Consider the following 26,987-nt stretch of genomic DNA (forward strand, 5'->3'; position numbering starts at 1 on the left):
CCCACCCCGTTCCTTTAGCTCAAGCCACGTCCGTTTTGGTGCCATGGCCGTCATCGTAGAGTATTTTCACGGCTTCGGCGGCGCTGTTGAAGACATAGTTCTCCAGCACGGCGACGGCGTGGAAGTTGTCGCCGCCGCCATTCGTGTCGACCGAGACCTCGGCATTCGCCGGATTGGCCGATGATTGCGCGATTTGGACATAACCGGCCGATTCAAGATCGACGACACCGGCCAGCCCTTTGAGCAGAGCCGAGAGATCGATCTTGTCGCCACCGGCGCCATCGTGGAAGTCGGCGATCAGGTCGGTGACCTCGAGCGAGGCGATGGTGAAAGTCCTGGAGCCGTCCGAGGCGATGGTCGATGGAGCCTGTGCGGCCAGTGACGTGTCGAGCTCGACCTCGATATAGTTGCCGGTGGTGCCGTCGGCCATCTGGAAGGTCCCGTTGCCGGACACGGTCTGCCCATCGATTTCGCCAACCGTCGTGTTGGGGTTGGTGCTGATCGAAACTATACCGTTGTGGGCAAGGCTAGACAATTCCCCGGCGTCGCTGACGCCGTTTGCGTTGGTGTCCTTCCAGATCAGCAAACTGTCGAACGCCGCATCGTTGTGATCGATGACGCCGTCATGGTTGCTGTCGAGCGAGGCCAGTGCGGCCGCACCGCTGGCGAAGTGACCGCCGTTGAAGCTCGGCGTGAACAGTTCGGTGCCGTCGTTGATCTTGCCGTCATGGTTGAGATCGATCGCCAGTATGCCGTCATTGGAACTGTTCCAGGCGACCTGGTCCTTATGCCCATCGCCGTTGATGTCGAATTGGACACCGTGGTTCAGGTCGGAGAAGGCGAAGCCATTGTGGTTCAGGTCGAGGATGATGGGGTCGACGGCACCATTCGAAATGAGAGTGTTCAGATTGGTGATGTTGGTAATGCCGGTCAACTGAACCAGTGAGCCGCCGGCGCTGTTTGTGGTTTGCTCGTACACATAAGTGTTGCCGTTTCCGACGAATGCCACGGTTGTGCCGGCGTTGCCGAGGTCGTTCGCCATCAGGTATTGAACCGCCGCGGCAACCCCGCCGGCAGTGTTTAGATTCAGCGCTGCTGAATAAGTGTTGGCATCATCGAAGGTGATTATTCCGTTGGCGTCTATTGCATCGGACTTGATCGTCTGGCCGCCGAAGGTCAGGGTCGAGTCGTTGCCATTGAATCCCGACGTAGCGGTGGCGGCAATGGGGGCGACTGCGAAGTCAAGCTTGTCCGCCGTCCCGCCAGCACCCCAGTCGGTGATGACGTCATGACCGGAAATGGTGCCATTTTCATTTTTGGCGGCATTGTTACCGCTACTTCCCTGCGCTGTGATCGGCGTCGAATCACCCGCGGCGATGACAAACCTGTCGGCGCCGGCTCCACCCGTGAGCGTATCGCCACCCAACCCACCAATGAGCGTGTCCGCCCCGGCACCGCCGTTAAGGGTGTCCGCACCTGAATTGCCGATCAGGTAATCGTTACCGGCACCGCCATTCAAAGTCGCCGCGGCAGTCTGCGAGTTGACGATGATGGAATCTCCACTCGCGGCTGCGTTCAAAGTGGTCGTCCCGATGGCGTTGTTCGTGAACGTGACATTGGTTGAGGACGAACTGGCTGTGCCATCGGTGGCAATGGCCGAGAATGTCCCCCCGAGTGTACCATCGTCATCAATTGTAATCGTGCCGACAGTGCCAACGCTCCCCGCTCCTAGACCAGTGGAGGTAAGACTTTGGAGGCTGCTCGAGACGATAGCGACGCTCGCGATGCCGACGGCAGCGCTATCGACGTCGGTGAAATATTGCGCCAGAGCTGCCTCGGTAAAGGTAACCGCACCAGGTCCTGTATTCGAAACGAGGGTTAGCGTAGAGCTGGTGGCGGCAAAAACGGGCGCATCATTCACCGCGGTTACGGTGAGCGTGGCCGTCGCGCTGGCGGTATGGTTGAACAGTCCGCCGTCGTCGACCTGAACCGTGAAGGCACGGTTCGTAGGGTCGGGCGCCTCGCTCGCATTGTTGAACTGTACCAGTTTCAGCGCGGCTTCGTAGGCCGCGACCGAAGCGTTGCCGCTGAATGTAGCGACATTGCCCACTACATTGAAGCTGACGCCGCCGACCGTGCCGCTGGTCAAACCATTGACGGTAAGCACGTCGCCGGCCTGGGCGTTGGACAGCGTCACCGTTGCTCCCGCCAGGTTGGCGCTGTCGACATCCGTCAGGTCGATCTGCGGAAGCACTGCGATCGCGCCGCCATTTTCCGTGAAAGCGGCCGTCGTACCGGTTGTCTGGATGCCGGCGGTTGCCAAAAGGTCGATCACCGGGGCGTCGTTCAACACCTGGTCGGCTGTCAGGGTCTGCCCTCCCTGGAACACGAAATTCTCGAAGTTCGTGAACTGGTCGGTGATCCCGTCATGGGTGATGGTCAGCCCGTTTGCGATGGCTGTGATGGCTGTGATGTGGGCCGCGCTGTAAGCGAAGTCGAGCTTCACCGTGTCGCCAGCGGCGGTATTGGCGCCGCCGTCGGCTACGACCCGATGGGCCGACTGGCGGCCGGACAAATCGAGCGTGTCGTCGCCGCCAAGACCATCGAAGTGGATTGTCGAGGGCGAGAGCGAGGTGCCGGTGAAGTTACCGCCAACAACAAAGGTGTCGTTGGCGCTCGAGCCGGTGACGTCGACTTCCTCGATTTCCGTCATCTGGACGAAAATCTGATGGCCGGCGCCGACGCCCGCCCCTGAGTTCGAGTCCGCGTTGGAGACAAGGATCACCTCGCTCTCGTTGGCGGTCAGCAAGTTGCCTACCGGAGAGCCGCCGGTCGGCAGCACGTAGTTGTTGCCGGTGCGGGCCTCGTAAGCGGCAACGGTTTCAAGGTAGATGGTGCCGCCAGCGCCCGAAATGTCGAGATGCAGCACGTCGGCCCCGCCTACCGGCTCGGAACCGCCATTGATGATGTCATGACCATCCGTGGCGACGGCGAAGTAGATATTGTCGTTGCCTTCCTGGGCATAGATGATGTCGTCGCCGGCGCCGCCGGTGATGGTGTCGTTGCCGCCGGTGCGGCCACTTTCCTGGGCGCTCGCCAGGGGGTGCGCCTGGAGATAGGCGATGGTGTCGGCGCGGCTCCATGTCATGTAGCCGGCCACCGTGCTCTGATGCGCCTCGAGCTTCTGGAACACCGACCAGCCGGCGCCGGGCAACGTCGCGTTGGTACCCGTCGTCAGCCCCGCTGCCACCGCCAAGGCGTCGGTAAACGGCACGTCGCCCAGGATGAGGTCGTTGCCGGCGCCGCCGTTGATGGTGTCGCTGCCCGCCACGGTCGGTATCTCCGAGCCACCGCCAAGCGCGCCCACGACCGAGCTCAATTGCGCGGCCGAGGTTATATTCGTCTCATTGTGGCCCCCATCGACCTGGTCGAGATAGCTGTCGGCTGTGGCGTCCACGTTGATGCCGATGGCCTTGAGGCTGTAACCGGCGCTCTGGATGAGCGCCAGCTCGTTGGTGGTGTCGCCAGGCGCGGTGCCAAGAACATGTGCAATCGCCAGGTTGGATGCAGCGGTATTGCCCACCTGGCCGACAACCGCGGCGCCGTGATCGCCTTGCAGATACGCATTCGGTTCGCCGTCGGATATGAACAGCACCTTGTTGACGTTGGCGCCGGCCAACGGTGCGCCGGCGCCAGAGCTGCCGATCCATTGTGCGGCGGCCCACAGGCCAGCTTCGTAGTTGGTCCCGGGCTGGAGGCGGCTGCTCAGATTCTCGATGGTGGTGCTGTTGAGTGTCGCCAACGCATCGTTCGTGATCGGAACGCCGTTGCTGATGATGTCGACCGTGGTGACGGTCGCGGCATTGATTTCGAACGAGATGATCTGGACACGAACATCCGATGCCCCGGTGCCGGCAAGCTGTGTCAGCAGCGCCTTGACCGCGTCCTCGAGGGCCTCGATGCGCGCTTCGCTGCCCGCGCCGAAGGGAATACTGGTGGTCATGCTCTGCGAAAGATCGAGCACAAGCACGATATTGGCCTTGTCGCCCGCCGTCAGTGTCACGCCACCCGGATCCCCGACCATCGTGTCGTTTCCGGCTGAGCCGGTGAGAATGCCATCGGTGCCAGCAGGACCGTTCGGGACGATATGGTCATAGCTGGTATCGGTGTGAGAACCGGTGCCATCATCGTTCTGGTTCGAGCCGACAATCATCTTGCCGGTATCGTCGAGGCCTATAGTCAGCTTCGCCGTGGAAGTGTCGCCATCGCCGTCCTTCAAGGTGTAGGTAAAGACGTCGCTGCCGGCCGAGCCTGAGGTGCGGACATAGGTGTAACCGCCGTTTTCCTGCAGCGTGAGCGTGCCGTACAGGCCGTTGACGACAAAGCCGCCTGTGGGATCTACATCCGAACCGCCCGAGCCAACGACACCGCTGATCTTGGCGCCGTCGGCACCGGCAGCATCCGCACCGCTGCCGTTTAGGCCTTCGTTGGTGCCGGTGCCGTCTATGACGTTGCCTGAGATCGATGTGCCTGTCGCCGCGCTGCCGAAGGTATCGGTATCGTTGTGGGCCGTCGGCACGTCGTCGACGACATCGATCTTGACGGTGCCTGTCACCGTGTTGTTGTTGGCGTCCTTCGCCGTATAGGTGAAGCTCTCCGCGGCCGCCAGCACGTTGGCGCCCTGCGTTGCACCGCTGTCGAATGGCGATGTCAGCGTATAGGTCCAGGCGCCGTTGGCCTGCAACTGGAACACGCCATGCGCGGTCGTGGTGCTGATCGGCGTGTAGGTGATGCCGGTACCGGTGACAGTGAGTTGGCCGGTCACCGTCTCGGTGGTGCTCGACGGGGTTGAGCCTGTCGCCGTGCCGGCGGCGAGGTCCGAGCCATCCTTCGTCAGGTCGAGCGCCGCTTCATTGACCTGCGCGGTCTGGTTGACAGGGGTCAGCGTCACGTTCGCGACATTGATCGCCAGCGTTGTCGTCGACAGGTCGCCGTCGCCATCCTTGACCGTGTACACGAACGTGTCGACCGAATTGGCCGAGACCGCGTTCGCCGTCGCCTTGTAGGTATATGAGCCATCCGCTTGCAGCGTCAGCACGCCGTACTGGCCCGTTATGCTGGTGTTGACGCCGGTGATCACCGAGGTCGTGGTGTCGGCGCCTGCCGCACGCACCCCGACCACACCGCCGGCGGCGGCATAGCCATCGGCTCCGGCGACATCGTTGGCCAGCACGCCGGCCACCGCTGTCACTGTCAGCAGTGCGCCTTCCGTCACATTCCCTGTATCGACATTGGCCTTTGGCACGTCATCGACAACGTCGATCTTGACGGTGCCTGTCACCGTGTTGTTGTTGGCGTCCTTCGCCGTATAGGTGAAGCTCTCCGCGGCCGTCAGCGTGTTGGCGCCTTGCGTTGCGCCGCTGTCGAAGGGCGATGTCAGCGTATAGGTCCAGGCACCGTTGGCCTGCAGCTGGAACACGCCATGCGCGGTCGTGGTGCTGATCGGCGTGTAGGTGATGCCGGTACCGGTGACAGTGAGTTGGCCGGTCACCGTCTCGGCGGTGCTCGACGGGGTTGAGCCCGTCGCCGTGCCGGCGGCGAGGTCCGAGCCATCCTTCGTCAGGTCGAGCGCTGCTTCATTGACCTGCGCGGTCTGGTTGACAGGGGTCAGCGTCACGTTCGCGACATTGATCGCCAGCGTTGTCGTCGACAGGTCGCCGTCGCCATCCTTGACCGTGTACACGAACGTGTCGACCGAATTGGCCGAGACCGCGTTCGCCGTCGCCTTGTAGGTATATGAGCCATCCGCTTGCAGCGTCAGCACGCCGTACTGGCCCGTTATGCTGGTGTTGACGCCGGTGATCACCGAGGTCGTGGTGTCGGCGCCTGCCGCACGCACCCCGACCACACCGCCGGCGGCGGCATAGCCATCGGCTCCGGCGACATCGTTGGCCAGCACGCCGGCCACCGCTGTCACTGTCAGCAGTGCGCCTTCCGTCACATTCCCTGTATCGACATTGGCCTTTGGCACGTCATCGACAGCGTCGATCTTGACGGTGCCTGTCACCGTGTTGTTGTTGGCGTCCTTCGCCGTATAGGTGAAGCTCTCCGCGGCCGTCAGCGTGTTGGCGCCTTGCGTTGCGCCGCTGTCGAAGGGCGATGTCAGCGTATAGGTCCAGGCACCGTTGGCCTGCAACTGGAACACGCCATGCGCGGTCGTGGTGCTGATCGGCGTGTAGGTGATGCCGGTACCGGTGACAGTGAGTTGGCCGGTCACCGTCTCGGTGGTGCTCGACGGGGTTGAGCCTGTCGCCGTGCCGGCGGCGAGGTCCGAGCCATCCTTCGTCAGGTCGAGCGCCGCTTCATTGACCTGCGCGGTCTGGTTGACAGGGGTCAGCGTCACGTTCGCGACATTGATCGCCAGCGTTGTCGTCGACAGGTCGCCGTCGCCATCCTTGACCGTGTACACGAACGTGTCGACCGAATTGGCCGAGACCGCGTTCGCCGTCGCCTTGTAGGTATATGAGCCATCCGCTTGCAGCGTCAGCACGCCGTACTGGCCCGTTATGCTGGTGTTGACGCCGGTGATCACCGAGGTCGTGGTGTCGGCGCCTGCCGCACGCACCCCGACCACACCGCCGGCGGCGGCATAGCCATCGGCTCCGGCGACATCGTTGGCCAGCACGCCGGCCACCGCTGTCACTGTCAGCAGTGCGCCTTCCGTCACATTCCCTGTATCGACATTGGCCTTTGGCACGTCATCGACAACGTCGATCTTGACGGTGCCTGTCACCGTGTTGTTGTTGGCGTCCTTCGCCGTATAGGTGAAGCTCTCCGCGGCCGTCAGCGTGTTGGCGCCTTGCGTTGCGCCGCTGTCGAAGGGCGATGTCAGCGTATAGGTCCAGGCACCGTTGGCCTGCAGCTGGAACACGCCATGCGCGGTCGTGGTGCTGATCGGCGTGTAGGTGATGCCGGTACCGGTGACAGTGAGTTGGCCGGTCACCGTCTCGGCGGTGCTCGACGGGGTTGAGCCCGTCGCCGTGCCGGCGGCGAGGTCCGAGCCATCCTTCGTCAGGTCGAGCGCTGCTTCATTGACCTGCGCGGTCTGGTTGACAGGGGTCAGCGTCACGTTCGCGACATTGATCGCCAGCGTTGTCGTCGACAGGTCGCCGTCGCCATCCTTGACCGTGTACACGAACGTGTCGACCGAATTGGCCGAGACCGCGTTCGCCGTCGCCTTGTAGGTATATGAGCCATCCGCTTGCAGCGTCAGCACGCCGTACTGGCCCGTTATGCTGGTGTTGACGCCGGTGATCACCGAGGTCGTGGTGTCGGCGCCTGCCGCACGCACCCCGACCACACCGCCGGCGGCGGCATAGCCATCGGCTCCGGCGACATCGTTGGCCAGCACGCCGGCCACCGCTGTCACTGTCAGCAGTGCGCCTTCCGTCACATTCCCTGTATCGACATTGGCCTTTGGCACGTCATCGACAACGTCGATCTTGACGGTGCCTGTCACCGTGTTGTTGTTGGCGTCCTTCGCCGTATAGGTGAAGCTCTCCGCGGCCGTCAGCGTGTTGGCGCCTTGCGTTGCGCCGCTGTCGAAGGGCGATGTCAGCGTATAGGTCCAGGCACCGTTGGCCTGCAACTGGAACACGCCATGCGCGGTCGTGGTGCTGATCGGCGTGTAGGTGATGCCGGTACCGGTGACAGTGAGTTGGCCGGTCACCGTCTCGGTGGTGCTCGACGGGGTTGAGCCTGTCGCCGTGCCGGCGGCGAGGTCCGAGCCATCCTTCGTCAGGTCGAGCGCCGCTTCATTGACCTGCGCGGTCTGGTTGACAGGGGTCAGCGTCACGTTCGCGACATTGATCGCCAGCGTTGTCGTCGACAGGTCGCCGTCGCCATCCTTGACCGTGTACACGAACGTGTCGACCGAATTGGCCGAGACCGCGTTCGCCGTCGCCTTGTAGGTATATGAGCCATCCGCTTGCAGCGTCAGCACGCCGTACTGGCCCGTTATGCTGGTGTTGACGCCGGTGATCACCGAGGTCGTGGTGTCGGCGCCTGCCGCACGCACCCCGACCACACCGCCGGCGGCGGCATAGCCATCGGCTCCGGCGACATCGTTGGCCAGCACGCCGGCCACCGCTGTCACTGTCAGCAGTGCGCCTTCCGTCACATTCCCTGTATCGACATTGGCCTTTGGCACGTCATCGACAACGTCGATCTTGACGGTGCCTGTCACCGTGTTGTTGTTGGCGTCCTTCGCCGTATAGGTGAAGCTCTCCGCGGCCGCCAGCACGTTGGCGCCCTGCGTTGCGCCGCTGTCGAAGGGCGATGTCAGCGTATAGGTCCAGGCACCGTTGGCCTGCAGCTGGAACACGCCATGCGCGGTCGTGGTGCTGATCGGCGTGTAGGTGATGCCGGTACCGGTGACAGTGAGTTGGCCGGTCACCGTCTCGGCGGTGCTCGACGGGGTTGAGCCCGTCGCCGTGCCGGCGGCGAGGTCCGAGCCATCCTTCGTCAGGTCGAGCGCCGCTTCATTGACCTGCGCGGTCTGGTTGACAGGGGTCAGCGTCACGTTGTTGACGGTGATGTCGAGCGTCACCGTCGAGGTGTCGCCGTCGCCGTCGGTGATGGTGTAGACGAAGTGGTCGACCGCATTGGTGGTCACCGCGTCGGGTTTGGCCGTGTAGGTGTAGGCACCGTTGGCGCCCAGAACCAGGGTGCCGTAGGTGCCGACAATACCGGTGCCGCCCAGGCCGCCGCTGACTGGGCTCGAGACATTCGAACCCGTCGCCACGCCGGTCACCGCGCCGCCAGGCGCCGCGCCGTCGGCGCCCAGAACATCAGCCGTCCCGTCGGTCAGGACATTGCCCAGAACCGCCGCGCCTTCCGTGACGCTGTTGGTGTCGGCATGCGCCGTCGGCACGTCATCGACGATGTCGACCAGGATGGAGCCGGTGGTGGTGTTGCCGTGGGCGTCGGTCACCGTATAGGTGAAGCTGTCCTTGTCCTGCTCGGTGGTGATGCCATTGTTGGCCGTCGCGCCGTCATAGGTGTGGGTCAGCGTGTAGGTGTAGGTGCCGTTGGCGTTGAGCACCAGATTGCCGTAACCGCCGGCAGCCGGCGAGGTCAGCGTATAGGTGTATGGGCCGGTGCCGCCGGCGGGCGTGATGGCGCCGTTGAAAATCTGGCTGCCGTCCAGCGGCGAGCTGCCTGTCGCCAGGCCCTTCTCGCTGACCAGCGCATCGGTGTCGGATGCCGTCACGGTCACGTTGTTGACGGTGATGTCGAGCGTCACCGTCGAGGTGTCGCCGTCGCCGTCGGTGATGGTGTAGACGAAGTGGTCGACCGCATTGGTGGTCACCGCGTCGGGTTTGGCCGTGTAGGTGTAGGCACCGTTGGCGCCCAGAACCAGGGTGCCGTAGGTGCCGACAATACCGGCGCCGCCCAGGCCGCCGCTGACTGGGCTCGAGACATTCGAACCCGTCGCCACGCCGGTCACCGCGCCGCCAGGCGCCGCGCCGTCGGCGCCCAGAACATCAGCCGTCCCGTCGGTCAGGACATTGCCCAGAACCGCCGCGCCTTCCGTGACGCTGTTGGTGTCGGCATGCGCCGTCGGCACGTCGTCGACGATCTGGACCGACAGCGTGCCGGGAAGGGAGGTGTCACCGTCGGTGTCGGTCACCGTGACGGTCATGTTGTCGAAGATCGAATCCGTGCCGGCGGCGGGATGGGTCTCGTTGTCGAGGAGGGTATAGGTGTAGCTGACCTGACCGGCGCTGAAGCCGGTGATGGTGAGCGTGTTGCCGAGCGGCGTTGTGACGTCGATATGCACGGCCGCGCTGTTGGCGAGGGCGGCGGCGGTGATGACCTGGCCGTTGACGGTGATCGAGCCGATGCCGTCGGGCGAGGTGATGGAGAAGGTTCCGGTGTTGTGCTCGGAAGTGTCGCCGTCAGCGCCGGGTGCGGCCAGTTCGCCCGAGCCTTCCGAGCCGGATGTTGCCGGCAGGCCCTTCTCGTTGACGATGGTGTCGCCGCCGCCGGTATCCGGCGTCAGGTCGCCGACGGTGGGGATGGCATCGCCGATCGCGATGGTCAGCGTGGCGTGCGAGGTGTCGCCGTCGCCGTCCTTGATGGTGTAGGTGAAGACATCGCTGTGGCCGCCCTGCGAGCCGGCATCGCGTGTGTAGCTGTAGGTACCGTCGGCGGCGAGCGTCAGCTTGCCGTAGAGGCCCTGGATCTGGTTGCCGACATTGGCGTCTTCGCCGCCGGCCGTTGCGCCGGCCGCCACGCCCACGACACCGCCCGCCGGGGCGGTCGTGGTGGCGCCGTCGGCGCCGAACACGTCGTTGGTCAGCACCTGGCCGGTCACCGGGCCGAACTGGCCAGACGCAATGCTGTTGGTGTCGAGGTTTGCCGTCGGCACGTCGTCGACGATCTGGACCGACAGCGTGCCGGGAAGGGAGGTGTCACCGTCGGTGTCGGTCACCGTGACGGTCATGTTGTCGAAGATCGAATCCGTGCCGGCGGCGGGATGGGTCTCGTTGTCGAGGAGGGTATAGGTGTAGCTGACCTGACCGGCGCTGAAGCCGGTGATGGTGAGCGTGTTGCCGAGCGGCGTTGTGACGTCGATATGCACGGCTGCGCTGTTGGCGAGGGCGGCGGCCGTGATGACCTGGCCGTTGACGGTGATCGAGCCGATGCCGTCGGGCGAGGTGATGGAGAAGGTTCCGGACGCTGCCTCGGCCGTGCTTGCCGGATCGGATCCTGGGCCACCTGGCGTGCCGACGTTCAGGGCCGCTTCATTGACGGTGACGTCACCGCCACGGGCTTCTGGCGTCAGGTCGGCGATCACTGGGGTCGAATCGCCGATCGCGATGGTCAGCGTGGTGTGCGAGGTGTCGCCGTCGCCGTCCTTGATGGTGTAGGTGAAGACATCGCTGTGGCCGCCCTGCGAGCCGGCATCGCGCACATAGCTGTAGGTACCGTCGGCGGCGAGCGTCAGCTTGCCGTAGAGGCCCTGGATCTGCACGCCCAGGGTGGCGGCGTTGTCGATATCGGTATTGGTGTTGCCAGCGGCAACGCCAACCACCGTCGCGCCGTCGGCGCCCTTGGTGTCGGCGCCCGCCGGGTTGCCGTCGGAGCCGCTGCCGTCGATGACATTGCCCGCGACCGGCCCGAAGGCACCCGCCGCCACCGCATCGGTATCGGCGACCGCCGTTGGGGTGTCGTCGGCAATGTTGATGATCAGGTTGCCGGCCGGAGCTGGATCGCCATCGGCGTCCGTCACCCCAACCACCAAACTGACGCTGGTGTGGTCGCCCGAGGTGTTGTCGAGGAGCGTGTATGAGTAGCTGATCGTGCCGACGCCGGTGGCAGGGTCGAAGACATAGCTGGCGGTCAGCGATCCTGTCGCATCGCTGAAGGTCTGCGGAGCGCTGGTCAGCACATGGCCACCCAATGACACTTCCGACACGCCATCAGGCGAGTTGAAGCCTATCGTGCCAGACGTGGTTTCCGAATTTGAAGCCGCGTCCGAGCCTTCGGACTCGCCGCCGCGTGCGGGAAGGCCCGCTTCGTGGACAGTTGCTTCGCCGATGGCGCCGATCGAAGGGGTGGAATTCTTTTCCGCGAGGCCTACAAACAGCTCACGCCGGTCCAGCAACCCAAATTGCAGATCCGTAGGCGGCAACAATGCCGACAGGCCGAAGCCGTCGCCAATGCCGCCGGCGGGGATCTCGAAGTTTCCGCCAGCACTGCTGGTGGTCGTGTTGCCGCCAGCGGAGATGGAGCCGTCCGCGCCAAAGGCAACGTCGACATGGCTCCCTTCCAGGGCTGCGAGCAAGGCTACGCGCGGCAGTTCGACGTCGCCGATAATGAAGGTTGGCACATTCAGCGCGCCGTCCTTGATGACGATGACGGAGCCGTCGGCCTGCTCGAGCAGAAGGTTGTGGCCATCGACCTTTATGTTATCGATTGAGACATTGGCGGGAAGCCTGACGATGTTGCTGGCATCAGCAACATATTCATGCGGGGCGTTCGCCACGGGAGGGGTGACCACCGGTGCGCCGCCACCGACATCGACCGGCACAGGTTCTGGCGCGGCAGGCGCGGCCTGAGCCGTCGGCGCTGCCTGCTCTGCTGGAGCGGCCTGCGCGACCTGGAACGGCATCATCGGATCGTTGTGGTTGCTGGAAACGGAATGCTCGTCCCACGAGCCCGAAACATTATCCAACTCAATACTGGTCGTCATAGCCAAACCCCTCCGGCATTTCCCGGAAAGAGACAGCCCGCGCCCAGCCTTTGCAACGGTCCGTCAATATATTAGATATATCTGAATATGCGAGTAATGGCTTTTTTTACGCTTGGTAAACCGGGTAGATATATTGGGTTATAGGGTGACTGAGGTAGCACGATCTCCGCCCGCGCGGCCAACGCCGGCTTGGTAAATAGAAGTATAAATACGTGTAAAATTTTACACAAAATAGACAAAGCTTCTTGCATCAAAGTTATCCACCTTCCTTTCCGATAATTTGAGACAAGAAAGGTAGTGTCCGCAGTCAAAGGTGGGCGCTATGAAAAAACAAAAAAACGTCCTGGGAACGACCAGACTCAAAGTTCTTGTGCTGGCAATCGGCTTCGCGGGGCTGGCGATGCCCGCCCACGCCAGGCCGGATTCCAAGGTTGATCTGCCTCGGGAGAGCTCGCTGGAGGCGGTCATGGCACCGCCTTGTCTCGGCGGTGTTTCCCTGGATAGATACCAGCCTTGGCAGCCCGCCGAGGCTTATCGAACCGGCATTGTCGCGAGCGGCTACGGCCCAGCGCCCGAAAGCGGCGATCTTGACCCGGCAATGGCGCAGGATTCTCCTGGGATCGATCCCGTACAGACGGCAGCGATCATTCCGGGCGTGTTCGGGTCAGTTGCCCTGTCCATGCGCAACTTTCCCGTTTCAGCGCGCTGGGCGCCTGTCTATCAGGCGATAGTCGGCTGCTCGGCGGGCAGCGCCTGCGAGCGCAAGAGCCCGGCCTTTGCCAGCATGATTTCCGCGGCACAAGGCAAGGGCTTCCTAGAGAAACTGTCCTTCATCAACAGCAGTGTCAATCGGCTCATTGCCTACCGGAAGGACAGTGTCGTCTACGGCAAGCTCGACTACTGGGCAAAACCCGAGGAAGTTCTTGCCCATCGAGCCGGCGACTGTGAGGATTTCGCCATTCTGAAGATGACGGCGCTGCTGCGCGCCGGTATCCCGGCACAAAGCATGTCGCTCGTGGTGCTCCAGGACCGCAAGCGAGGTTTCTTTCATGCCGTGCTGTCGGTCAGCACCGCGAGCGGCGCCTTCATTCTCGACAGCCTTGGCAACAAGGTGCTTAGGGATAGCGACCTGCCGGACTACCAGCCGCTGTATTCGTTCAGCACCGATCGGGCATGGATCCATGGATCAAGGCCTGGTGCCCCGCAGGTGGCCGACTTCAGGGGTGGCCTCCAGACCGTGGCGCCGGGCGAGGGATTGCAGGCCGATATCAGGTAAGGGCGCGCTTTCGGCGCGGCCGAATGCTGCGCCCCTCGTCGTCACGACGCCGATCCTGTTTTTGGGCGATGCCTATTAAAGCGCGTCGCGTCGAAACGGATTCAGGCGACGCGCTTTAAGTCTTTGTTTTCACGCATGTCGTCGTCCCAAAACCGAGGTCACTTTTGGGCGACATGCATTAGCCGCTAAAGACAAACGCCATTAGCAATTCCGGTTCCACCACCGGTGCCCGCACCGCGTTCAGCTGGCCCCGATAGCGGCGGTCACCAGCGCCGATGACGAAGCCGCTGGCGACCGGGCTTTCACCATTGGCGTCGAGGCGGGCGAATATGTCCGTCACATTGAGATCCAATGCCAACCTCAGATCCTGCCGCGCATCGTCGTTGGGACCAATAGGCAACTGACGCTTGACCAGTTGCTGGAACGGCGCATTGAACGTCAGGATCTTCTTCGACGATGCCAGGGCGAAGGCGGGGGAGGGACACGCGACCAGAATGGCGTTGATCGTCTTGATCGACGCAAGCCTGCGCAATGTCAGATTTTCGTCCGCCAGCGCGCGTATGCAAGCCACCCTGATCGCCGAAGTCAGGTTCTTCTTGTCCAGCTGATTTTCGGCGATCTCGTCGATCAGCATGCCGATCGTACATTTGCGGCTTTCCGCCATCTGTTTCAGCGAGATCCAGAAAGCGCGTTCCAGACGGATGCCGCGCCTTGTGCCGCCGCGCGTCACGACCCGAAACTCAAGCCCGAAATCTTCCGGTGCGAGCGGCAGGTGCGGCCGGTCGCGCAAGGGCATGGTCAAGGTGGCGCTATCGCTCACTCATTGCCTCCTGACGCGCCTTGTTGATCGGCTTCAAAAGGTAGCTCAGGATTGTCTTGCGTCCGGTCTTGATATCGACGGAACATATCATGCCAGGGATGATCGAGTACGCCTTTCCATCCCTCAGCAGCGTCGACGTCTCGGTAGCGACGCGCACCTGATAGTAGGGCTCTCCGGTCTTCTGGTCGACGAGGCTGTCGGCGGTGATGTTGGAGACCTTGCCCTCGATGCCGCCAAAGATCGAGAAGTCGTAGGCGGTGACTTTGATCAAGGCATCCTGATCCGGGCGGATGAAGGCGACGTCGCGTGGCGAAACGCGTGCTTCGACGAGCAAGGTCTCGGAGGTCGGCACGATGCCGGCCACCACCGCGCCCGGCTGCACGAAGGCGCCGACAGTGTTCAATTCCATCGTGTTGACGATGCCGTCGACAGGAGAGCGGATGTCGGTCCGCGCCACCTTGTCGGTCGCGCCGCGAATGGTCTCGTCCACCACCGAAAGATCGGCCAGCGCCTGTGTGAGGTCATCCAGCGCTTCCTGTTTCAACTGCAGACCCAGTTCCTCGACCTGCAGCTGTGCCTCGATGATGGCCGATTTGGCTTTCTTGATCGTCTCGCCGGCGAGGTTCAGCTGGCCGTTGAGTTCGGTCTGTTCCTGCTCGGCCTTGAGCTGCTCGGTTCTCGCCATCAGGCCCTTTTTGACCATCGACTCGACCAGCTTTACCTGCTGGTCGGTCACAGCCAGGTTCTTGGTCAGGCGATCGGAATTGGCGGTCGCCTCGTCCAGCTCCCTTTGGCGCTGGTCGAGGCGCGATTTGAGCACGGACAGTTTGTTGTCGAAGTTCTCGCGCCGGGCAACGAGCAGGTTCTGCTCATTGTCGCAGATCTGCGGAGCAACCGACTGTATGTCCTGCGGGCAGGGGAATGAGCCTGTGATGTTACCACTCTGTTCATATTTGAGCCTGGCGATGCGCACTTCCAGCGCGCGCGCCTTGGCCTGTTGCTCGCCGAGGCTGGATGTATTCAACGTGTTGTCGAGGCGAATGATCAGATCGTTCTTCTTGACCACCTGGCCGATCTTTACCGCGATCTCCTGAACCACGCCCGGTTCACTGGCCTGAATGATCTGGGTCTTGGAGGCGGGTATGACCTTGCCGTCGCCACGCGCGATCTCGTCGACCTCGGCGAATGATGCCCAAGCGACAAAGGCGACGAAAAGCGCCGCTATGATAAATATGGATGCCGTCGCGAAAAGCGGCGGGCGGTCTTCCCTGGCAAGCATTTCCTACGCCCCGCGATCATATCGAATTCGAGACCGATACGATTCTGTTGTTCATGCACTGTTTTTCTGCAGCGCTTGAATGACTTGTTCTTTCGGACCATCAGCAACTATCTTGCCTTGCTCGATCACAATGAGACGATCCGCCAATTCGAGCATGCTGAAGCGGTGAGTTGAAACGATCAGCGTGGTGTTGTGGTCAAAGGCGGTCTTGAGCTGCCTTATCAGTTGCCGTTCCGAGGCAAGGTCCATCGAGCCCGACGGCTCGTCGAGGAAGACGATCTTCGGCTTGGTGAGCAGCAGCCGCGCGATGGCCACCGTCTGCCTCTGCCCGCCGGAGAGATTGGTGCCCCGTTCGCCGACATTCATGTCATAGCCACGAGGGTGGCGGGAGACAAACTCGTCGACACCGGCGGCCTTCGCGGCTTCGATGATCTGGTCATCGGTCGCTTCAGGACACGCCATCAGGAGGTTTTCCTTGATCGTTCCCGAAAACAGGTCGCCAGCCTGCGCGACGATGCCTACCGCGCTGCGGACCTCGGACGGGTGGTATTGGCGGATATCGATACCGTCGAGCAGCAACTCGCCTGATGTGGGCAGGAAGAGCCTGCCGATCAGGCGCCCCATCGTTGTCTTGCCTGAACCGATACGGCCGATGATGCCGATGCGCTCTCCCGGCTTGACCGAGAAATTCAGACCCGACAGAACCTCGGTTTCCGACCCTGGGTAGACGAACCCGACGTTCTTGAACGCCATAGCGCCACTGCGGATGGGGCGGTTGACGAAGCCAACCGTGTCCGGCCGGTCTTCCGGTTGAGCCATGATCGAGTTCACCATTCTCAAGGAGAGCATGGCCTGCCTGGATCTGGACAAGGTTATTGCGATCTGGCCCAGCGGCGCCACCGCCCGGCTCGCCAGCATCACTGTGCCGATGATCGCCCCGGTTGAAACATGCCCCTCGGAAAAGGCATAGGCCCCGGCTACGACAAGGGCAACCGTCACCAGTTGCTGAATGGCCTGGGTGATGTTGCCGGCGGCGGCCGAGAGCTGTTTGATCTTCTCGGATGTGTTGGCGGCATTCTTGGAATGCTCGCCCCATTTCCTCAAGAGATAGGCCTCGGCGCGCAGCGATTTGATCGTCTCCAGCGTGGAGATGGACTCGACCAGCAGGGCCTGGCGTTGAGAGGCCTCATTCATCGATGCGGCGACCCGCTTGCCGATGCGGCGTTGGGTGACCAGGCCGACAATCACGGACAACACGAAAGCTAGCGCCGGTATGATCACCAACCAGTCGCCGATTGCGTAAATGACGAGGAGAAAGACAAAGACGAAAGCCGTATCGATGAAGACACTGATGGTGTTGGAGGTGAAGAACTCCCGCACGAACTCATACTGAGTTATCCGGTTTGCATACTCGCCGGTTGATCCGGGACGCGCCGAGAGCGATGAATTGAGCACCTTTTCGAACAAAAGGTAGGATATCCTGAGATCGGCTTTTCGCCCGGCATAGTCGATAAGCGAAGCCCGGGCCGTCTTCAGAAGCAGGTCGAACACGATGACGGCGCCAATCCCGATCGACAGCACCCAGAGCGTCGAGATCGCCTTGTTAGGCAGGATCCTGTCATAGACATTCATGGTGAAGATCGGGGAAGCAATGGCCAGAAGGTTGATAAACACCGCTGACAGAACGACTTTTGAATAGGTGCGCCAGAAGGCGCCCATCGTTCCCGTCAGCCAATGCCGCCGCTCGATCTTCTGAGCGGATCCGACGCTCATTTCCTCGGTGGCATTGGCATAGGTGATCGAGAAGGAGACACCGCCGCTGATGTAGCTCGCGGCCAGCTCGGACCGGCCAATTGTCGTGCGCCCATCCTCTTGGGGAGCCGTGAGATATTCCCCGGCACTGGTTTCCGCCAGCAAGGCAATTGGCAGCTGGCTGACGCGGAAAAGCATCGCTGGAAGGTCGACCTTTCCGCGCAGGAAGTCGCGGTGATTGAATTCGTTGACCTCAAGCCCAATGCGTTCGGCGATATGCCTGATCTCGTTGACTTCAATGCGCGTCTCTGAAATCGGCACTCCCGCAAAGAGCACGGTTTCAGCGCTTGGCCTGCCCAGATAGGCAGCAATCGCCGAAAGGCATAGTTTGAATGCCTCCTTGGGCGAGAGGATGTGCGGCTGCTGATTCACGATCCGTACGCCAGGACTTTCAGTCAATCCTCATGCCGGTTCACTTCTTCCTGACCGGTGCGAGGATGTCGAAAGGCAGGTCATTCTTCTGTTCCGACGGGGTTCTCGCGTAGGTCTCGGTGTCAGGGGTCGCAGGAACCGCGAACTCGGTTTGAGCATAGGCGGTGGCCTGCTTCGCCGGCTGGAGATCCATCGTCTTCAGCAACTGGCCGGTCGCCGCCAGGAGGCGATACTCGGCGAAAAGCGAGGCGTAGGACGCCGTGTCCGCCAGCGTCGCGGTGTTGAACCTTGTGTTTTGCGCGTCAAGCACGTCGAGCAGGGATCGCTGCCCGACCTTGAACTGCTCGCGGTACGAAGCGACCAGCTTTTCATTGGCGGCGGCCTGTTGCTTCAGCGTCTTTGCCAGATCCGCCTGCCGGAAGCGGCGGTCCCACGATGTGCGCACGGCTTCCTCGATTTCGCGCAAGACCTGGTGCACCGCAAGCCGCTGCTCGCTGTTGCGGCGGATCTGCTCTTGTTCGTTGGCCTTGTCGATGCCGCCTCGATAGAGGTTCCAGCGCAGCACGAGCCGTGCCTGCAGATCGGATGCGTCGCCATTGTCGCCGTCGATGTCATATCCGCCCCTGGCGCGGCCTTCCGCGATGATTTCGGGACCGTACTTCGCCCGGGCGGCATCCACCTGGGCGGCGGAAGCATCCAGATCGCTGTTGGCCATGTGCACGCGCGGATTGTTGGCGCGCGCCAGGCCAAGCGCGTCGTCGAGCGATCTCGGCAGCGCGCTGGCGACAGACGCGGGCCGCGATGCGCTTGTCAGCGGTTTGCCCACGGTCTTGAAAAACCGGATCCTGGACGCTTCCAGCTCTTCGGAAGCTTCCTGCATGCGTGCCTTGGCCGCGAAGAGCCGTTCCTCGGCTTGCTGCCGGTCGGCCTCGTTCAGCCCGCCACCTTCGATGCCCGCGCGGATGTCGCTCAGGATAGCCTGGTGAAAGCCCAGGTTCTTCTTCGCCTCGGCGACGATCGAAGCCTGCAGCATGTATTCGAGATAATCCTGGACAACGGAGAGGCCAATGAATTCGGACCGCTCCAAGACACGGAAGGAAGCGCCATCAACCCGCGATGCCTGGCGGCTCAGCTCGGCCCGCCGTGCGCCATTGTCGTAAAGCTTCTGCGTGACGACAACATCGGCTTCCGCCGGATAGAGCGCGTCATCCTCAATGGACAGCGCGCGGCGCGATGAGTTGTCGAGACGGCGCACCCCTGCGGATGCCTCGATGTCGACGCTGGGCAGATAGAGCCCTTTCGCCTGACGCAATTCGAATTCGATTGCTTCGCGGTTTTCAATGGCCTGGCCGATTTCCGGATTGGACTCGACCGCAACAGCCATGGCTTCCTTAAGCGTAAGAGCATCGGCATTGCCGCAAGCCAGCATCGAAACTGTGATAAGAAGACCAAGGCGCTTGCCAATGGTCGCGAGACTTGTCGCCTTCATTTCCCCACCCAACTTTTACTCCGCGCTTTTCAAAGCGCTGACTAGCAAAGCCAACCCCTTGGCTCCGATTGATTATCCAACAGATTCACGAAATGCGTGAGTGTTTACTGATTTAGACCATGCTGAAGGTCGAATTTTGGCCATATGGTTGCAAAATGTAGCAAAAATATCACACATTCGCGACCCGCTGCGGTTGTAGTGAAGCACCCATCGGCGGACAAGGAAGTGACAAGAAAGCAAAGGCCGCGACTTGTGGACGGCAATGCTGGTCACAAACGGGCGACCGTCGTGGTTCGAGATGAGGGCCTGGAATATCCAGGCGCTGTGTTTTCGGGTGAGCTCCATCGGGTTTAGAGAACCGACGACAGTTGTCTTCCGCGCACGGATCGAAACTTCCTGGCGGTATAACGTAGGTGCCGTGGGGGCAGAATTTATACCTTCCAGAATCTTACTCATGCCCAACCCTCTACGCACTACATACCCCTGCGGCCAGGCAAGCGTTGCTGAGACAAAGCGCGACCGGCCACGCTCTTGCGACGCGCGACGATCCTCCGCGAAAGCGGAATCATTACTGCTGATGTGCGAGAAATTACTTTTTTGAGCCTACTGGACCGAAGCCTGTCCGGCATGTGAGTTGCCGCTCGGCATTCCATTTCGTCCGAAATCTTCGCCGTGCTCTTGATGTCACTAGCGTAAATTGCTCGCCAAAATTGCACACCCCAACATCGCAAAAATATACTCGGGGGAAAAAGAGTCAACTAAATTAGTAATTCTTTAACTTATGACCTCAGCGAGTGGTTAACCGTGCAAGTGATGTCGCCAGCGGTTGGCCCAAAACACGCGCGATAGGCAATCGAGAGGCCGAATAGAACTCCAAGTATTTTTCACTCTTTCAAGCAACATTGACGCTATAGCGAAAACGTCAACGTTCGCGTTCACGTGCGACACCCCAATCTTTTCACGGCTGCCCTTGCCGGATTCAGTGGATCGAGTCCCGCCAGGAACGATGCGGCGCCCGTGGCTGGACCAAGGCAATTTCGTTGCCATCGTCGCTGCGTCGCTCCAGGCCGGTTGACGCGCCGGGACAACGGCGGGTGTTATACGGAGCTGAGCCCAAGCGGAGTTGGAATGTGACCCTGACCAATCGAGACATCATCGAATTGACGGCATGGCGGCGCAAGCTGCACCAGCATCCGGAAATCTCGAATGAAGAGGAGAAGACCGCCAGGGAGGTTGTCGACTTCCTCGCCGACACAAGGCCCGACAAGGTGCTGACCGGATTGGGCGGACACGGCGTGGCGGCGGTCTATGAGAGCGGCAAGGCGGGGCCGACAGTGCTGTTCCGTTCGGAACTCGATGCGCTGCCTATCCACGAACTCTCTGGTGTGCCGCACTCCTCTCTGGTGTCGGGCAAGTCGCATATGTGCGGCCATGATGGGCACACCGCGATCCTGGCGGCACTTGGCCGCCAGCTTGGACGGGAACGGCCTGCCAGCGGCCGCGTCGTGCTGATGTTCCAGCCTGCCGAAGAAACCGGCAATGGCGCCGCCGGTGTCGTCGCCGATCCGCGCTTTGGCGAGATCGCGCCGGATTTCGCGTTCTCGCTGCACAATCTGCCGGGCGTGCCGTTTGGCGAAGTGCGGCTCAAGACCGGCGTGGTCAACTGTGCCTCGCGCGGCATGCGCATTACGCTCGAAGGCAAGACGGCGCATTCGTCGATGCCGGAGACCGGCGTGTCGCCCATGATGGCGATCAGCCAGTTGATGCCGGCATTGCCAACGCTCGGGCGCGGGACCTTCGCGGATGATGATTTCAGCATGCTTACCGTCACCCACGCCACGATGGGCGAAGCGGTGTTCGGCATTGCCCCTGGCGAGGCGCAAGTCTGGGCGACGCTGCGCACCCGGCGCGACGGCAATATGGCAAACCTGTGCGCGGCGGCGGAAGCGCTGGTCATCGAGATCGCGGGGCAGCACGGCCTTTCCGCCCGGTGGGACTATCACGAGATATTCGTTGCCAGCGTCAACGCACCGGACGCGGTGGAGAACCTGCGGCGCGCCCTCGACGAGGAAGGTGTCATGCAAGGTGAGGAAGGCCTGCCGATGCGTGCCTCGGAGGATTTCGGCATATTCGGCCACGGCGCGGTTTCGGCGATGTTCTTCCTCGGCGCGGGCGAACAGCACCCGGCGCTGCACAATCCGGACTATGATTTTCCAGATGACCTGATCCCGATCGGGTCGCGGATATTCATGCGCACGGCCCGCAATCTTCTGGGCTAAGCAGCGTCAGATTGTGTTGGTCACCTGCGTCAGCAGCCAGGCCGTGAAATCCTGCCGCAGCGGGTTTGTGCTCATGGCATCGGGCACGACGACATAGTAGCTGTTCTCGGTCCGCATCGGCAGGTCGAGCACAACGCGAAGCTCGCCGGAGCGCAATTCCTGTTCGATCAGGTAGCGCGGCAAAAGCGCATAACCCATGCCGGCGACGGCCGCCTCGATGATCATTGCGAATTGGTCGAAGCGGTGGCCCCGATATGCCGTTTCGCCTGGCAGCCCGGCCCATTCCAGCCATTGCGACCAGAGCCTTGGCCGCGTGGCGAGATGAAGCAACGGCTGGTGCAGCAGATCCGCAGGTGTCATCGCTTGCTTGGACATCAGCAAGGCGCCGCCGGCGACAGGAAGGATCGATTCACTGCAAAGGTAGGTGCAGGTCGCTCTCGCCCAGACCGGCTGGCCGTAGTGGATGGCGACTTCGAAGTTCTCTTCCTCGAAATCGAACGGCGCCGAGCGCGAGCCGACATTGAGAACAACGCCGGGGTGCTGACGCAGGAAATCGGGCAGGCGCGGGCTGAGCCAGCGGCTGCCGAACGTCGGCAAGGTGGCAACGCTCAGGCTTGATCTGGCGTCGGCTGACGACATGGCCCGCAACATCGTCTCTTCGGCTTGCTGCAGCAGCTTTCGTGCCTCGGGCAGAAAGCGCTGGCCGTCCTCGGAAAGCACCACGCGCTGCCTGACACGCTCGAACAGCAATGTGCCGAGATGGCCTTCAAGGTCCTTGACCTGACGGCTGACGGCACTCTGGGTCAGGTTGAGCTCCCTGGCCGCGTGCGTGAAGCTCGCATGTCTTGCCGCGCATTCGAACGCCTGGATGGCGATCAGGTCGGGCATCAATTTTCTGCTCAATATCATGCGTAACTCGCATCAAGTCAGTCGAAATCGTTGCAATCCATAAGGCCAACTAATTGATATCACCCTTTTCAGGAATGATCTCTCTGTTTTTGAGAAGCGAGACAGCACCGTGCGAGACGCCGCGTTTGTAAGCTCCGATGATATCCGTGCCGCGTTTTCGGCGGCGATGTCGGCCATGTACAGGGCCGAGGTGCCGGCTTACGGCACGCTGATGGAACTGGTGGCCGAGGCGAATGCCAGCCTGCTGACGACTGACAAAGGGCTGCGCAAAAGCCTCGAGGACACGGATACGCTGGAGCGCGTTTCGCAGGAGCGGCATGGCGCCATCCGCCTGGGAACGCCAGCCGAACTGGCGATGATGCGGCGCGTGTTCGCGGTGATGGGCATGTTTCCGGTCGGCTATTATGATCTCAGCACGGCCGGCGTGCCGGTCCATGCGACAGCGTTCCGTCCGGTCGGCGCCGAGGCGCTCAGCCGCAATCCGTTTCGCGTCTTCACTTCGTTGCTGCGGATCGACCTGATCGCGGACGAGGGCTTGCGGGCGGAAGCGCAGCGGATCCTCGCGGAGCGGAGAATATTCACGGACAACGCGGCGAGGCTGACCGATCTCGCCGAAAAGCAGGGCGGGTTGCATCGCGAAGATGCGGACCGGTTTGTCGCCGAGATTCTTGAGACTTTCCGCTGGCATGATCGGGCCTGCGTCAGCGTCGAGATGTACCACCGGCTGCACCAGGCGCATCGGCTGGTCGCCGATGTGGTCTCCTTCAGGGGGCCGCATATCAATCATTTGACGCCACGCACGCTGGACATCGATGCGGTGCAGCTTGGCATGCCGGCGCACGGCATCCTGCCCAAGGCGGTGGTCGAAGGGCCGCCTTCGCGCCATTGTCCGATCCTGCTGCGGCAGACATCATTCAAGGCGCTGGACGAGCCGGTGTCGTTCAAGTCAGGTGAGGGCTGGACCGAAGGCTCGCACACGGCGCGTTTCGGCGAGATCGAGCAGCGCGGCATCGCACTCACACCCAAGGGCAGGGCGCTCTATGACAGGCTGCTGGAGGCCACCCGCGCCATTGTCCGGCCGGCCGCTGACGGGTCGAATGCGGCTGAGTATGTCGCGGCCTTGTCGAGGACGTTCGAAGCGTTCCCCGACACGTGGGAAGGCATCCGTGCGGCCGGGCTCGGTTACTTCACCTATTCGCTGACCGAGCGCGGCCAGAAGGCCAACGGCATTCATCATGACGATATCGATCAGCTGGTGGCGCAGGGCTACGTCCGTTTCGATCCGATCGTCTATGAGGATTTCCTGCCGGTCAGCGCCGCCGGCATCTTCCAGTCCAATCTCGGCGACGAGGCCGGGCAGGATTTTGTCGCCAGCCCCAATCAGCAGCGTTTCGAAACCGCCCTTGGCGCCAGTGTCCTTGATGAGTTCGAGCACTATGCGGCGATCGAACAGGCGTCGATCGAGAATTGTCTGCGTGCGCTGCGCGGCCTGCAGGCGGCGGAGTAGGCAGCCGGCATGGTCAGCGAGCGGCACAAGGTGGCATTGGCGGAAATCCTCGGCGCGCAAGGCGTCGTTGGGGATAGCTCCGGCATGGCCGCCTATGAGAGCGGCGCCCGCTACGACCAGGGCCGTGCCGCGCTCGTGCTGCGCCCGCGCGACACGGCGGCGGTGTCGGCCTGCGTCGCCTATTGCGTTCGCGAAGGCATTTCCCTTGTCCCGCAATCGGGCAATACCGGGCTGGTCTCAGGCTCGACGCCCGATGCCAGCGGAACGCAGGCCGTGCTCAGCCTCGACCGCATGACGCGGATTTTCGATCTCGACATCGACAACCGCTCGCTCCATGTCGATGCCGGCATCCGGCTGTCCGACATCAACGGGCGGCTTGAGCAGAGCGGGCTTTTCTTTCCGGTCGACCTCGGCGCCGATCCGCGCATCGGCGGCATGCTGGCGACCAACACTGGCGGCTCGCGCTTCCTGAGATATGGCGATGTGCGCAAAAACACACTTGGCGTGAAGGTCGTTCTGGCCGACGAGGCCGGCACGGTCGTCGATCTGATGTCGGGGCTGCGCAAGAACAACACCGGCGTCGATTGGAAGCAGCTTTTCGTCGGAACGTCCGGCACCTTCGGCATTGTCACCGAATGCGTGCTCAATCTCGAGCGCCTGCCAAGGCAGGTCTCGACGGCCTATCTGGTACCGCGAACCGCCGCCGCCGTCATGCCGTTGCTGCGCATGATGGAGGAGCGGCTTGGTTCGTATCTATCGGCATTCGAAGGCATGTCGAGAAATGCGATCGGTGCTGCGCTCGCCCATGTTCCGGCGCTGCGCAATCCGTTCCAGAACGGCGATGTCCCCGACTATGTCATCCTTGCCGAAATCTCACGCAGCTGGGCGGCGCGCGCGGACGAGCAGCCGCTGGATGCGGTGCTCGAAACGGTGCTGGCCGGGATCTGGGAAGAGGACGGCGCGCCGCTCGCCGATGCCTTTGTCGGGCCGGCGCATGAAATGTGGGCGCTGCGTCACGCCCTGTCGGAAGGCGTCAAGCACGCGGGCCGGCTGGTGGCTTTCGACCTGTCGTTTCGCCGAGCCGACGTTCTGGCGTTCTGCGACTGGATGAAGGCCGAGTTACCCAGGGAATTCGCCGGTGTCGACATTTTCGACTTCGGCCATATCGGCGATGGCGGCGTGCATTTCAATCTGGTGGCCGGCAATGCAAGTCAGGTCGATGCCGCCTTCGAACAGCGGCTGCGCGACTGGGTCTACTCGGTCGCTGTCGACCGGTTCGGCGGCAGCTTCAGCGCCGAGCACGGCATCGGCCGCAAGAACCAGGCCTATTACGATCGTTACACCCAGCAAAAGAACAAGGACCTTGCCGCGGGCCTGAAGCGACTGACGTCGCCAGGCAGCCTCGGCTCGGTGTGTTTTGGATAATCAGAAACAGGAGTTCGTCGCATGAACATTGCAGTCAAGTCAGTGGATGTTGCCAAGGAAACATCCGAGCTTTTGGCGAAACTTGGCGTTGCCAGGGATGCGCTTGTCGGTGGTGACCTGATCGTGCGGAGCCCGGTGACGGGCGAGCGGATCGCGGCGCTGAAGACGATCACGCCGGCGGATGCCGCCAAGGTCATCGATGCCGCGCACAAGGCGTTCCAGTCGTGGCGGCTGGTGCCAGGTCCGCGACGCGGCGAACTGGTGCGGCTGCTGGGCGAGGAACTGCGCGCCCACAAGAGCGAGCTTGGCCGCCTTGTGTCGATCGAGGTCGGCAAGATCCCCTCCGAAGGTCTTGGCGAAGTGCAGGAGATGATCGACATCTGCGATTTCGCCGTCGGTCTGTCGCGCCAGCTCTATGGCCTGACCATCGCCACCGAGCGTCCTGGTCACCGCATGATGGAAACCTGGCATCCGCTCGGCGTCGTCGGCGTCATCTCGGCCTTCAACTTCCCGGTCGCGGTGTGGTCTTGGAATGCAGCGCTGGCGCTGGTCTGCGGCGACGCCGTGGTGTGGAAGCCATCGGAGAAGACACCGCTGACCGCACTTGCCTGCGAGGCGATCTTTGCCCGCGCCGTCAAGCGCTTCGGCGCGGATGCGCCGCAGGGACTGGCGCCGGTGCTGATTGGCGACCGCGCCGTTGGCGAGATCCTGGTCGACCATCCGAAGGTGCCGCTGGTCTCGGCGACCGGCTCGACGCGCATGGGCAGGGATGTCGGCCCGCGCCTGGCCAAGCGCTTTGCCCGCGCGGTGCTGGAACTTGGCGGCAACAATGCCGGCATTGTCTGCCCCAGCGCCGATCTCGACATGGCGTTGCGCGCCATTGCCTTCGGCGCCATGGGCACGGCTGGCCAGCGCTGCACGACGCTGCGGCGGCTGTTTGTGCATGACAGCGTCTATGACCAGCTCGTTCCCCGCCTGAAGAAGGCCTATGAGAGCGTCTCGGTCGGCAATCCGCTGGAGACGTCGTCGCTGGTCGGGCCGCTGATCGACAAGGCCGCGCATGACGCCATGCAGAAGGCGCTGAGCGAAGCCACCGCCCATGGCGGCAAGGTGACCGGCGGCACGCGGGTCGAGAACGGCCATCCCGATGCCTATTACGTGCATCCGGCCCTTGTCGAAATGCAAAGCCAAGTCTCGCCGGTGACGGAAGAGACCTTCGCGCCGATCCTCTATGTGATGAAATATTCCGATTTCGACGCCGTGCTCGACGAGCACAATGCGGTTGGCGCTGGCCTGTCGTCGTCGATCTTCACGCGCGACCTGCAGGAATCGGAGCGCTTCCTTGGTGTCGATGGTTCGGACTGCGGCATTGCCAATGTCAACATCGGCACGTCGGGCGCGGAAATCGGCGGTGCGTTCGGCGGCGAGAAGGAGACCGGCGGCGGCCGTGAAAGCGGTTCGGATGCGTGGAAGGCCTATATGCGCCGCGCCACCAACACGGTGAACTACTCCAAGGCGCTGCCGCTCGCCCAGGGCGTCTCCTTCGATATCGAGTGAGGA

General features: G+C 62.3%; 11 protein-coding genes. 5 read left to right on the top strand and 6 right to left on the bottom strand.

The genetic code is table 11. From position 1 onward, the window contains the following. Nucleotides 1-19 precede the first annotated feature (19 nt). Nucleotides 20-12,259 carry a beta strand repeat-containing protein gene (locus GA829_RS37305; protein WP_195179113.1) on the bottom strand — a complete coding sequence of 4,080 codons (12,240 nt, stop codon included), beginning with the start codon at nt 12,257-12,259 and terminating at the stop codon, nt 20-22. A 322-nt stretch (nt 12,260-12,581) separates the two neighbouring features. Here GA829_RS37305 and GA829_RS14335 point away from each other — a divergent pair, with 322 nt between their 5' ends. Next, on the top strand, nt 12,582-13,535 hold the full coding sequence (locus GA829_RS14335; protein ID WP_195179114.1) for a transglutaminase-like cysteine peptidase: 954 nt from the start codon (nt 12,582-12,584) through the stop codon (nt 13,533-13,535). 178 nt (nt 13,536-13,713) lie between these two features. Here the strand turns inward: GA829_RS14335 and GA829_RS14340 are convergent, their stop codons facing one another. The 4 genes from GA829_RS14340 to GA829_RS14355 are packed head-to-tail and all read right to left on the bottom strand — an operon-like array spanning nt 13,714 to nt 19,307. After that, nucleotides 13,714-14,355 carry a ribbon-helix-helix domain-containing protein gene (locus tag GA829_RS14340; protein ID WP_195179115.1) on the bottom strand — a complete coding sequence of 214 codons (642 nt, stop codon included), beginning with the start codon at nt 14,353-14,355 and terminating at the stop codon, nt 13,714-13,716. After that, nucleotides 14,345-15,634: an HlyD family type I secretion periplasmic adaptor subunit gene (locus tag GA829_RS14345; RefSeq protein WP_195179116.1), complete on the bottom strand. Its 1,290-nt coding sequence runs from the start codon at nt 15,632-15,634 to the stop codon at nt 14,345-14,347. The genes GA829_RS14340 and GA829_RS14345 overlap by 11 nt, the downstream gene beginning before the upstream one ends. A gap of 51 nt (nt 15,635-15,685) precedes the next feature. After that, entirely contained in the window at nt 15,686-17,818 is a 2,133-nt protein-coding gene (locus GA829_RS14350; RefSeq protein WP_195179117.1) for a type I secretion system permease/ATPase, read from the bottom strand. A 40-nt stretch (nt 17,819-17,858) separates the two neighbouring features. Beyond that, nucleotides 17,859-19,307 (bottom strand): TolC family protein, encoded by a 1,449-nt coding sequence (locus tag GA829_RS14355; protein WP_195179118.1) that lies wholly within the window; start codon nt 19,305-19,307, stop codon nt 17,859-17,861. Nucleotides 19,308-20,437: 1,130 nt separating this feature from the next. Here GA829_RS14355 and GA829_RS14360 point away from each other — a divergent pair. After that, entirely contained in the window at nt 20,438-21,586 is a 1,149-nt protein-coding gene (locus GA829_RS14360; protein ID WP_195179119.1) for an amidohydrolase, read from the top strand. Between the two features lie 6 nt (nt 21,587-21,592). Here GA829_RS14360 and GA829_RS14365 read toward each other — a convergent pair whose 3' ends face one another. Continuing rightward, the gene (locus GA829_RS14365; RefSeq protein ID WP_195179120.1) at nt 21,593-22,495 is read right to left on the bottom strand and encodes a LysR family transcriptional regulator; all 903 of its coding nucleotides are present in this window, start codon (nt 22,493-22,495) and stop codon (nt 21,593-21,595) included. Nucleotides 22,496-22,604: 109 nt separating this feature from the next. Between GA829_RS14365 and hglS the strand changes: the two genes are divergently transcribed. The 3 genes from hglS to amaB are packed head-to-tail and all read left to right on the top strand — an operon-like array spanning nt 22,605 to nt 26,984. Beyond that, nucleotides 22,605-24,002, top strand: a complete 1,398-nt coding sequence (hglS, locus tag GA829_RS14370) for a 2-oxoadipate dioxygenase/decarboxylase HglS (RefSeq protein WP_195179121.1) — start codon at nt 22,605-22,607, stop codon at nt 24,000-24,002. Between the two features lie 9 nt (nt 24,003-24,011). Continuing rightward, entirely contained in the window at nt 24,012-25,427 is a 1,416-nt protein-coding gene (locus tag GA829_RS14375; RefSeq protein ID WP_195179122.1) for an FAD-binding oxidoreductase, read from the top strand. Between the two features lie 21 nt (nt 25,428-25,448). Next, nucleotides 25,449-26,984, top strand: coding sequence for an L-piperidine-6-carboxylate dehydrogenase (gene amaB / locus GA829_RS14380; RefSeq protein WP_195179123.1), 1,536 nt, complete (start codon nt 25,449-25,451; stop codon nt 26,982-26,984). Nucleotides 26,985-26,987: the final 3 nt, after the last annotated feature.

The sequence above is a fragment of the Mesorhizobium sp. INR15 genome (assembly GCF_015500075.1).
Taxonomy (GTDB): domain Bacteria; phylum Pseudomonadota; class Alphaproteobacteria; order Rhizobiales; family Rhizobiaceae; genus Mesorhizobium.